10 protein-coding genes are annotated in these 10,883 nt (G+C 48.9%); 7 read left to right on the top strand and 3 right to left on the bottom strand.

The window, feature by feature from the left end; all coding sequences use genetic code 11:
• On the bottom strand, positions 1-679 hold a 679-nt coding region (locus tag QUA02_RS21215; protein ID WP_333030389.1), incomplete at its 3' end, for an IS630 family transposase.
• Positions 680-709: 30 nt separating this feature from the next.
• Here QUA02_RS21215 and QUA02_RS21210 point away from each other — a divergent pair.
• A complete protein-coding gene (locus QUA02_RS21210; protein WP_333030390.1) occupies positions 710-964 on the top strand; it encodes a transposase family protein in 255 nt (84 codons plus the stop codon).
• Positions 965-1,271: 307 nt separating this feature from the next.
• Here QUA02_RS21210 and QUA02_RS21205 read toward each other — a convergent pair whose 3' ends face one another.
• Both QUA02_RS21205 and QUA02_RS21200 read right to left on the bottom strand, forming a co-directional pair.
• A complete protein-coding gene (locus QUA02_RS21205) occupies positions 1,272-2,555 on the bottom strand; it encodes an ABC transporter substrate-binding protein (protein WP_333030388.1) in 1,284 nt (427 codons plus the stop codon).
• Positions 2,545-2,763 (bottom strand): hypothetical protein, encoded by a 219-nt coding sequence (locus QUA02_RS21200; RefSeq protein ID WP_333030387.1) that lies wholly within the window; start codon positions 2,761-2,763, stop codon positions 2,545-2,547. Before QUA02_RS21200 ends, QUA02_RS21205 begins: the two co-directional genes overlap by 11 nt.
• Positions 2,764-2,936: 173 nt before the next feature.
• Between QUA02_RS21200 and pilM the strand changes: the two genes are divergently transcribed.
• The 6 genes from pilM (at position 2,937) to cobD (ending at position 10,863) form a co-directional block, all read left to right on the top strand.
• Complete coding sequence (gene pilM / locus QUA02_RS21195) at positions 2,937-4,031, top strand: type IV pilus assembly protein PilM (protein ID WP_333030386.1); 1,095 nt, start codon at positions 2,937-2,939, stop codon at positions 4,029-4,031.
• A 426-nt stretch (positions 4,032-4,457) separates the two neighbouring features.
• Positions 4,458-5,360, top strand: a complete 903-nt coding sequence (locus QUA02_RS21190) for a PilN domain-containing protein (RefSeq protein ID WP_333030384.1) — start codon at positions 4,458-4,460, stop codon at positions 5,358-5,360.
• Positions 5,357-6,187, top strand: a complete 831-nt coding sequence (locus QUA02_RS21185; protein ID WP_333030383.1) for a pilus assembly protein PilO — start codon at positions 5,357-5,359, stop codon at positions 6,185-6,187. The genes QUA02_RS21190 and QUA02_RS21185 overlap by 4 nt, the downstream gene beginning before the upstream one ends.
• Positions 6,188-6,450: 263 nt before the next feature.
• Positions 6,451-8,847 carry a secretin GspD/PilQ domain-containing protein gene (locus QUA02_RS21180; RefSeq protein ID WP_333030382.1) on the top strand — a complete coding sequence of 799 codons (2,397 nt, stop codon included), beginning with the start codon at positions 6,451-6,453 and terminating at the stop codon, positions 8,845-8,847.
• 561 nt (positions 8,848-9,408) lie between these two features.
• Positions 9,409-9,699: a non-specific DNA-binding protein Hbs gene (hbs, locus tag QUA02_RS21175; RefSeq protein ID WP_333030381.1), complete on the top strand. Its 291-nt coding sequence runs from the start codon at positions 9,409-9,411 to the stop codon at positions 9,697-9,699.
• A 15-nt stretch (positions 9,700-9,714) separates the two neighbouring features.
• A complete protein-coding gene (gene cobD / locus QUA02_RS21170) occupies positions 9,715-10,863 on the top strand; it encodes a threonine-phosphate decarboxylase CobD (protein ID WP_333030380.1) in 1,149 nt (382 codons plus the stop codon).
• Positions 10,864-10,883: the final 20 nt, after the last annotated feature.

The following is a 10,883-nucleotide window of genomic DNA, read 5'->3' as shown; positions in this document are numbered from 1 at the left end:
AATTTCTCACTCCTCCCATTACATTAACTCTGCCTTTTCTCCTGTCTCCTCGGATCTTTTTTCGGCTGCCTTTTTTAGACCAGTTCTTTCTTCTGGTGACTCTTAAACTAAATCCACTCTCGTCCCAAAACCATACCTGTAAACGTTTGGGCGATTCTTTTTCTATTTTTAAATATTCGGCTATCTTTATTTTAAACGCTGTTCTTTTTTCGGGATTTCTCTTGGACTCTAGGCTATACTTAGCCCAGATGTAAACATACTTTTTTTTATTTAATATCCTCCGAACTTGTCCTCCACTTAATTTTATTCCGGTGGATTCTTCTAAGTATGTTGCTAATCTCTGCGCTGTCCATCGTCCAAAATCATATCCTAATTCTTGAGGGTCTTTTTCTATAGTTTCTAATAATATCTCTATATATTGATCTGTGGCTTTTTTGTGATTTCCCTTCATCCTTTCATCTATTAGACTTTCTAGATTGTCGGGATCTCCCTTGATACACCAATAAGATACTTTATTTATTGAACAACCCAAAAAATCAGCGATTTTAGATTGTGTTTTTCCGTCATTGAGCAATAACAAAATCAGAATTCTTTCTCTAATATTTGCCTTTTCTTCCTCTTTTAAGGCTTTCTGTAGTTTCTCTATTTGTTGGGAATTGAGATGGTTTTTGGCTGGCATTTTTGTATTGATTGACTAAACTAATTTTTTATTATACCCTATTTAAAGGTACAACAGCTTATCCCTAGAAAAAAACCTAAAAATGGTAAACTATCTCGAATAGAAAAAGACTACAATCGAGTCTTAGCACAGGAGCGAATTGTTATTGAACACGTTAATCGGAGTCTCAAAATTTTTAAAATATTGTCGAGTCGTTATCGGAATCGCCGTCGCCGTTATGGTCTGCGTTGTAATTTGTTGTCAGCAATTTACAATTATGAGTTAGCTCTAGCGGCTCAAATTTAAAACCTTTGATTATAACATATATCTTTTTTGCAAGAGGTCTAGTATTGTCCTTAGTTTAGGGAATCGATCGGACTTTTGGCGAGACGCGATCGCAAGCATTGCTGTGACGATCGTAATCGTAGGGTGCGTCGCCCTTGAATTTTTCGCGATGATTTGAAGCTATTCGATGCGACGCACCCTACAGTTAAAAGCAGATTTACGTTTATTATATGGCCACACGGATTCCCATTATTTAATAATACGTCAAGTCACGTAAAAAAGCAAGAGGCGAGATCAAAAAAAATCCCGCCCCAGCTTCAATTAAAAACTACCTTTGATCCCAAGCCTTAGCCGCATCAGCCACAGCTTGATCTACCGACTTTTCCCCTAACATTGCCGCCTGCAAATTGTCATAAATCGCCTTTTGCAGCTTCTTAACATCCTTGAGAGGCGGAATCAATAGCTCGGCGGAACTCAACCCAGAAGCACTAACAACGCGAGCTCGATCGGCTGCAGGAGCATCAGCGGGAACGTTCTTAAAATAATCGTCCTGCAAAGCCTCAACCGTAGAAGGCAAAACATTAGCAGCCTTTGCAAAAGCCAACTGATTTTGAGAATTAGTTACGTACAGAGCAAACTTGACAGCATCATCAGGGCGCTTGCTGTCGCGGGGCACAACCAAATTCATCACCGCCACAGTCTTCTTGCCTGTTTCCCCCGTAATTTGAGGCGCAGCAGCCGAAACAGCACCAATACTCGGAGCATTCTCAGAAATCGCTTTTAAAAACTGAGGCCCAGAAGCTAACAAAGTAGTTTCCCCAGCTTGATAAAGCTCGATCGCCCTGCGATGTCCCTGCACCAAAACATCCTGCGGTAAAAGTCCGCCCTTGTACAAATCCACCCAATACTGAAAAACAGCTTTCCCTTTATCAGTATTAAAAGCCGCCTTGCCTTTAGCATCTACCAAAGGCACACCCATCTGCACGAAAGATTGCAAAACTTCCGCCGAATCTTCCGGCACAAAAGTCACAAAAAAAGCAAACTTACCAGTCTTCTCCTTCACCTGTTTCGCCACCTGTGCCAACTCGGCATAAGTAGCCGGAGGCTTAGCAATTCCAGCCTTCTTCAACAACTCCGTATTGTAAATTGTTACCCCAGTCGTGAGATACCAAGGAATGCCAAAACTCTTGCCGTCGAGCATACTAGCTTTCCAGATATTTGGGAGATAGAGCGATCGAACTTGCTGCGGAATTCGAGAATCCAAATCCAGCCAAGCATTGCGTCCCGCCAACAGCGAAGCAAAATCGGGATTTAGGTTCACCACATCCGGCGCAGTTTTCGCCGAAACAGCCCCCAAAATTTTGCTTTCCATCGCCGACCAAGGAACGTCCACCCAGCGCACCTTCACCCCCGGATTTTGGGCTTCAAAACCGGCGATCGTCTTGTTGAAATACTCAGTAAACTGAGGTTGAAGCTGCATAGTCCAGAACTCGATTTCCTGCGTATTATTTGCCTGGGAATTAACAGCAGGCTTGCTGCAACTCACCACCGCAGCCAGCAGCAGCCCCACCAGCCCAAAAACAGCAAACAGTTGCCAAGATTTACGTTTCATAGAATAAAATTTGAGAGTTATGGGAACCGTCAGACAAAGGCGCGATCGCCCGAATCAAGCGCGATCGAGTGCGAGAGAGAGTTTTGTAGCCGGGCCCCCGATCGAGAGAGTCGGTTTTTGTGCAAAATCGGCAGGTTTTCGGTCGATCGAGCTGGAATTTGTTGACATTTGCAGCAGAATAGCTATTGTCAAGTAAATTGGGTAGCATAAAATCGGAACGGGCGATCGCGCAACACAGACAGATCCGCGATCGCTACGGCGGGATACCGAGATTACAGCACTCTTTCGGCAGTTGGAAACCAACCCTCCAACACCGGGCGCGCTGAATCAGGCTGGCCAACTACAAAAGAAAAAAATAGCAATTACCGGCGACCCAATCACATGGTTAACTTTTTCAAAGGTCTACTTTCCCAACGCCAGCCAGGAATCGGGATCGAAATAGCCCCAGACCGCATCAACATCATTCAGCTCGAAAAGAAAGCTCAGACATTAAAATTAGCCACCCTAGCCTCAATAGAAGTTCCAGAAGACATAGTACAAGAAGGACAAATAGTAGATCCGCCGGGAATGGCAGAACTAATAAAAGCCGTCCTCGCCGAAAACAAAATCAAAGCCAAGCGAGTAGCCACAGCCATTCCCGGCCGCGAAGCCGTCATCCGCCTCATCCCAGTTCCCGCAGAGCTCAACGAAGAAGAACTGCGGGATTACATGAACGCAGAAGCAGGACTGTACTTGCCGTTTCCCAGAGAAGACGCCGACGTAGACTATCAAAAAATAGGCCTTTTTGTAGATGACGACGGCGTAGAAAAAGTGCAAGTCGTGTTAGTAGCAACCCGCCGAGAAGTTACCGACACATACATCGAAACCTTCAAAGAAGCCGGACTGATTATAGACGTACTAGAAGTAACCAGCTTTGCCCTAATCCGCACCCTCAAAGACCAACTGCAACAATTTTCGTCCCAAGAAGCCGCAGTTCTCACCGCCATAGAATTTGACAGCACCGAGTTAGCTATAGTAGTGGACGGCATACCTCAGTTCAACCGTACCATCCCGATCGGCACCTACCAAATCCAGACCGCCCTCAACCAAGCCATGAACCTGCCGCCAACCAGAGACACCAGCGAACTGCAAGGCATGACCCTGCCAGTCACAGATACAATGGGTGCTTCGGGAGACGGCAATCCAGGCACAAATGCGATGATTAAAGTATTGGGAGAACTAGCAGACGAACTGCGCCGCTCAGTAGACTTTTACCTCAACCAGAGCGAAGAACTCGAAGTAGCGCAACTGCTGCTAGCAGGCCCGGGAGCTGCGATCGGCAAACTCGACGAATTTTTCATGCAAAGATTAAGCTTGCCCGCATCTCAAGTCGATCCCATCGAAACCCTAGGACTCGAAATCAGCGAAGAAATTACCCCAGAACAGCGAGCAGGTTTAGGAGTCGCCCTAGGTTTAGGACTCAGGGAGGTTATGTGACCTAACAGTTTTAGATGAGAGAAAAACAGATTTGAGAATTTTAGGTAAAAGCCCCTTCCAAAAGAAGAAGGCAGAAAGCAGAAGGTAGAATATTGGAGGTAGAAGGTAGAAGGTAAAAGGTAGAATATATCTGAGGTAGAAGCAGCCCTTCCTTCAGTAGAAGGCAGAAAGTTGTTTCTTTCTTCCCTAAATAAATCCTTCACTTGTACCAGCAATCTTGCGCTGTGTCTAAAATCTAAAATTTCAAATTTAAATCAATAGCAACAGCCAAGACAGTTAGGACCTTCTTAATTGCACCAAACATAAGCGGTCGATTGCTTCTTCCTTCTCTTCCAGATAACTAAAGCCTTCTGCCTTCTTTCTTCTCTCGCGACGATAACTAAAGCCTTCTACCTTCTTCCTTCTGCTATAAAATCGAGTGAAGCCATGTACAGCCTAGATATTAATTTTCTCAACGACCGTCCCGACTACAAACCCGTCGCAGCAGCCAAAAGCTCAGCTAAAAAAACTTCTGGCGGAGCCAAAGACCAACTGCCCCTAATTGGGGCGGTGCTGTTTGCCTTCGGCATCAACGCCGCAGTCATGGGCGCCTGGTGGTGGGCGACGAACGAAAATACCAACTTGGGTACAGAACAAGCAAGCCTCGACCAAGAAGTGGCAAAGTTAAACACTCAAGCCAACGCCATCAAAGCCATCAACGCCGAAACCGACAAAGTTACCGCCGAATACAAAGCATTAGCCGGAGTATTCGACCAAATTAAACCTTGGTCGGCGATGCTGCAAGACCTGAGCGCCCGCACTCCCGCTGGAGTGCAAATTGCCAAAATCGAGCAAATCGACCCCAGTCCCTCCCCCGTGGTGGCAGCACCCCCTCCGCCCGCAGCAACTCCCGCCGCCTCCCCTGGGGCGAGTCCCTCCCCAGCCAGCCCCACCCCGGCTGCTGCTCCCGCCCCAGTCCTCCCGACGCAGGCAGCAAAAGTCGTAATTTCAGGGGTAGCGAGCACCTTTGCTCAAGTTAACGACTTTATGCTGCTAGTCCAGCGCTCTCCTTTCTTCCTCAACACCGATACCAAACTGGTAGCGGCCACATTAAAAAACAACCCCGCACAAGTACAACTGCGCAACCAAAGCGCAGTAGGAGCAGTAGAACTTCCCAAACTGCGGCCGGTGGTGGAATATAAAATTGAAACCAGCCTTAGCCCGACTGGGGCCTCGGAGTTGCTCCCCGAACTGCGGAGCAAGCAAGCAGACGGGCTAGCAATACGGATAGAAACACTTCAAGAAAAAGGAGTGCTAGAACCACAAAAAGGAGAAGTGAAAAAACCATGACAGCAGCAGAGTATAGTCCTAGCGGACAAGCAGAAGAGACAGGGACTCAGGAAATATTCGGCATTAAGCTGACACCCCAAGTCCAAGCAATAGGCGTCGCGGTTCTCGGCCTGGTCATTGCCGGCGGCCTCGTCTACCAATTCGTACTGCCAGAATTCCAAAAAGGCAGCGAGATCAAGCAAAAAATTGCCGAAAGCAAGCAAACGCAACAGCAATTGCAATCTCTAATTCAAAAAAAGGCAGAAGCAGAAGCAAAACAAGAAGAAGCAAAACAGCGCCGGGCCAACGTGACGGCAATGTTTGCCAGCGATGCGAGCGCCAACACGCTGCTGCTTGACATGACCCAACTGGTTAATAGAATCAACGCGGGGGTGCAAGGAGACGACCTCAAGGCTAAAATTACCAAATTTGAGCCGGATATCCCGCCAGTAGCAGCAGCAACCGCCGTGCCGGGATCTCTAGACCCAGATATTCTGAAAGATACGTCCTTCGGGCCGTCCCTGGCTGGCAAGCTCAGACGCAAAAAATTTAAGGTAGAGTTTGAAGGCAATTTCGCTCAAACCCGCAATTTTATGCGTAACTTGGAGTTGATGCAGTCGCTGTTGGTAGTGAGAAATTTGAAATCAGAATTGCTAGCATCAACTCAGCCAATTGAAATTGATTTTTTGAAAGGGAAAATAATCCAGGTGGGGCAGCCGCAAACTAAAATTAAAACGGCTTTTGACTTGCACGCGCTGCTGCCGTTAAAGCAAGAAGAAAAACCGGCAACTCCGGCTCCGAGTTCTTCTGCTCCGGCAACTCCGGCTCCGAGTCCTGCTGCTAAGTAGCGGTATTTTTGCGGAGATTAGCTATGGTTCCAAAGTCTGTTTCAGCAGAAGGTTGAAGGTTGAAGATAGAAGGTAGAATTCAAGAAATTATGAAGGCAGAAAATTAGTTTTTTATAGGGCAATATAAAATGATAATTCCTGCCGAAATTATTCTAACTTCTCCCTTTCAAAATAGGCTCGAATCGAGAATGTTTCAGTCAGTGCAAGAAGCTCGCACAAAAGACTGCGAACAACAAATAAAAAAGTGTAGTTGAGGAGAGAACGTGAAACAGCATCTACGGTTATGTGGAGGACTCTTTGGCAGCGTGGCCGGAGTTCTCGTAGCCCAAGCCCCCGTCTGGGCGGCGCCAACTCAAGTCACAGGAGTGCAAGTAAGTCAAGCCAATAATGGGGTAAATATTGTCCTGGCTACCGAAAAGGGCGATCGCCCGCAAGTTTTCGCAATCAATAACGGCAATACTTACCAAGCCACAATTATCAACACCCAGCTCCGCTTGCCACAAGGCAACAGCTTCCGTCAAGATAACCCCGCTCCGGGAATTTCTTCAGTAGAAATCAGCCAGGTAGAGGCTAACAGCATCCGCGTTGTGGTGGCGGGAACCAACGGAGTTCCCAACGGACAAATTGTTCCGGGACAAGGCCAAAGCATCGTTCTCAGCGTTGCCGGACAGGGCGGGACTGCGCAGTCTGCCCAAACTGCACCTCCGCCGCCTCCGGGACTGCCGCTGAGCCAAACAGCTCCCCGGTCGGCTCCCCAAGTCCGCACGTCGCAAAATCCAGGCGTGCTGCTGCCAAATCCCGAAGTTACTGTTACCAGGAACGATCGCCCGCCCCTCCCCAGCGAAATACAATCCCAGACCAATCAGGCTCCGCCTTTCCAGTCGCGGGCCGTGCCGCCGCCTTTGGGAGATATCTCCGTATCTAACATCGCCCCGGGCGCGGGAAATATTGAACTGAGTTCGGGAGAACGTATCCCCCGCTTGGTGCTGCGCGATGCCCCAGTCCGGGACGTTTTAGCTCTGCTGGCCCGCGCTGCGGGACTGAACATCGCTTTTACAGGCGGCGGGGCACCGGGTCAACAGGGCCAGCCCGCAGTGCCGGGTCAGCCGGGAGCCTCCGGCTCAGATGAAGGGCCGAAGATTTCTTTGGACATCGAAAATGAGTCGGTGCAAGATGTTTTTAACTACGTGCTCCGGCTCAGCGGGCTGCAAGCTAACCGGCAGGGGCGGACTATTTTTGTAGGGACTAACTTGCCGATCGACTCGCGCAATCTTATCATTCGGACTCTGCGGCTCAATCAAGTTAGGTCTACCGATGCAGCTAACTTTTTGAGCGCTCAAGGCGCGGAAACTCAACTGCCGATTACTCGGGTGACTATTCAAACCGTCGGCCAGGGAAATTCGGCGCGGGATGTGGAAATTCGGGAACCGGACATTAAGGCGATCGGCGCTAGGGAAGGCACGGGGCCGCTGTTGCTGAGAGGACTGTCGGTGCTGGCCGATGCGAGGCTCAATTCCATCACTTTGGTGGGCGACCCGCGCAAAGTAGACATGGCTGTGGCTTTCTTGACACAGCTAGATTTACGCCGCCGTCAAGTAGCTGTCAACGTCAAGGTGATCGATATCAACTTGTCGGGAAACAACACCGCTAACAGCAGTTTCTCTTTCGGAATTAATAACAATTTCTTCGTCAATGACGGCGGGGCGGCAAGTCTCAATTTTGGTGGCATCAATCCGCCCAGTAGGGACGCTGCTGTTGGGGGCCTAACTAATCGACCGATCGTCAACAACCCAGTAACCGGGGAGCCTTTCTACGATCCGAACGGCAGCCTAATTAACGTGCCGCTGACAGCACCGGGTGGCGGGTTGTTCGTGCAGCCGACAGCGCCGATTACTACTGACCCTACGCGAGTTGGGATTACGGATTACGAGCCGTTTCAGAGAGACTTAACCACTGGGGCGCTAACATCTGTGGGAAGTGCGACTTTCGGCTTGTTCCCGCTTTTCCAATATCCCAGGAGGTTCCTGTCTACGGTGCAGGCACAGATTCTCAGCCAGAATGCCAAAATTCTGACTGATCCGACTCTGGTTGTCCAAGAAGGGGAAACGGCGAATGTGAATATTACTCAAGAGGTGCTTAGTAACATCACGTCGGAAACGCAGACTACCGGAAATACAAGTAACACAACGGTGACGGCAGTCAAAGACAAGGCTGGTTTGCAGTTGGGGGTGGCAATCGATAGAGTGGACGACAACGGTTTTGTCTCTCTGCGGGTGAACCCGATCGTCAGGGGAGTGGGCGTAGCTCAAAACCTCGTCACTAACGGTAATAACACCAATCAGATCAGACTGCTTACTGAGCGATCTTTGCAATCGGGGCTAATCCGCCTGCGGGACGGCCAGACTTTGATTGTTTCGGGGATTATCAGCGACAACGAACAGGTTGAAGCGAGCAAGATTCCAATTTTAGGAGATTTGCCGATAATTGGTTCCTTGTTCAGGAGAACCAGTAAGACCAACCAGCGGGCGGAAGTGATTGTATTGCTGACTCCGCAGATTTTGGATGATAGCGATCGATCGAACTTTGGCTACCAAAACAACATCAGTCCCGACGCCCGCCAACTGTTGCAGCGCAGTCAGCCCGTCCAGCCGAGACAGTAGTCAGTAGTCAGCAGTCAGTAGTCAGTAGTCAGTAGGAAGAAATTTAGTTTTGCCCTTGACAATTCAGACTTTATTCCTTCTGACTTCTGCCTTTTTTCCTGAGAATAACAAAATCAGAAGGAATAAATTTTCCTTTAGCCCTTGACAAATGACATTTTATTCTTTCTATTTCTCCTTTTTTTCGGCTCTCAAATCCACTGAGGCGAGAAATCTTCTCTCCAAGGTGGTTTTTTTTACCTAAATTTTGGGATTAATTAAAAAAAGTTGGCGAGTTCCATATAAATTAAAGGTTCCACCGATCCATAACGGTCGGCAAGACTTTAGAATAATGCAGTGAAAATTAGATGCTGTGGGGTTTTCAGCAATTAGAAACAAAAATTCCTTTTCTGACCAATTACCCTAGGGTAATTAGTATTCAGCAGGAGTTTTGAATTGGGGAAGCGGACAGGAGCCCTAGGGAACAACCCAAACCTCCCAAGCCGCACCCCCATGCAGTTGATACCTCACAGCTAATAGTTGAACTCTGTTTGACGTATTTTGCAAACCCTGAAGGAGTGCGCAATGAACAAAGGTGAATTGGTTGATGTAGTGGCAGAAAAGGCTAGTGTCACTAAAAAACAGGCAGATGCTGTTTTGAGTGCAGCCTTGGAAGCAATCATGGAAGCTGTCTCTGACGGCGACAAGGTGACGCTGGTCGGTTTTGGCTCTTTTGAGTCGCGGGAACGCAAGGCCCGCGAGGGTCGCAATCCCAAAACTGGCGACAAGATGGAAATCCCAGCAACTAGAGTTCCTGCATTTTCTGCAGGGAAGTTGTTTAAGGACAGAGTTGCACCGCCGAAAAACCCCGAATAACTGGCGAACTGAGTCTTGATTAGACCTGTACACGGTGGGAATTTAGCTTGGGCAGCCACACTGGCAGGCTGCCCTCCCTCTGCTATTCTCGATTTTTCTGCGAGTATCAGTCCTTTGGGCCCTCCTGAGTCGGCCCTGGATGCGATTCAAGCACACTTGAGCAGTCTGACGGCTTACCCAGACCCGGATTATGGAGAGCTCAGGACTGCTTTGGGTGAGGCTTTGAATGTTGACCCGGATTGGATATTGCCGGGGAATGGTTCGGCGGAATTGTTGACTTGGGCGGCTTGGGATTTGTCGAAGCTGGAGGCGACTTATTTGGTGACTCCGGCTTTTGGCGATTACTGGCGGGCTCTGAAGGCTTTCGGCGCGCAGGTGCTGGAATGTCCTTTGGATCTCCAATCGTTGGACGCGGAGCCTGTTCGCCGGTTAGTAACGGATGGTTTGTCGGTTTCTAACCGTTCCCTTGTCTCCCCTTCTCTGTGTCTCCCGGTTCCTCTTGCTCTCGATGCCGATCGAGGTTTGCTCCTGAACAACCCGCACAATCCTACGGGTTTGCTGTTTGGTAGGGAGGCGATTTTGCCTTATTTGGAGCAGTTGGGTCTGGTGGTGGTAGATGAGGCCTTTATGGACTTTCTGCCACCGGAACAACAGGAGAGTTCGATCGATGCTGTTGAGGAGTTTCCGAATTTGGTGATTTTACGATCGCTCACTAAATTCTATTCTCTGCCGGGACTGCGGATGGGATGCGCGATCGCTCATCCCGATATCCTCCGCCGCTGGCAGTTGCAGCGCGATCCTTGGCCTGTGAATGCTTTGGCTGCTGCTGCTGCTGCTGCTGCGGTGCGAGATGCTGCTTTTGAGCGGCAAACCTGGGATTGGCTGCCTGTGGCTCGCCTTGAGCTGTTTGAGGGTTTGGCTAGTTTACCGGGTTTGCAGCCTTGGATGGGTGCAGCTAATTTTTTGTTGGTTGAGTCGTCGATGTCGGTTTCTCTGATTCAAAAAATTCTGTTGGAACGACACCGGATTTTGATTCGGGATTGCTTGAGTTTTCCTGAGTTGGGCGATCGGTTTTTTCGGGTGGCTGTGCGCTCAAGGGCGGACAATATGCGGCTGATTGTGGGAGTTGCGGATGTTATTAGTCAGTTGACCGTTGACAGTTGACAGTTGACAGTTGACTGTTG

Source organism: Microcoleus pseudofavosus SVA1_A4 (assembly GCF_036700565.1).
Lineage (GTDB): Bacteria > Cyanobacteriota > Cyanobacteriia > Cyanobacteriales > Microcoleaceae > Microcoleus.
Note: the sequence above shows the minus strand (reverse complement) of the source record. Positions and strands in the feature narration are given on the sequence as shown.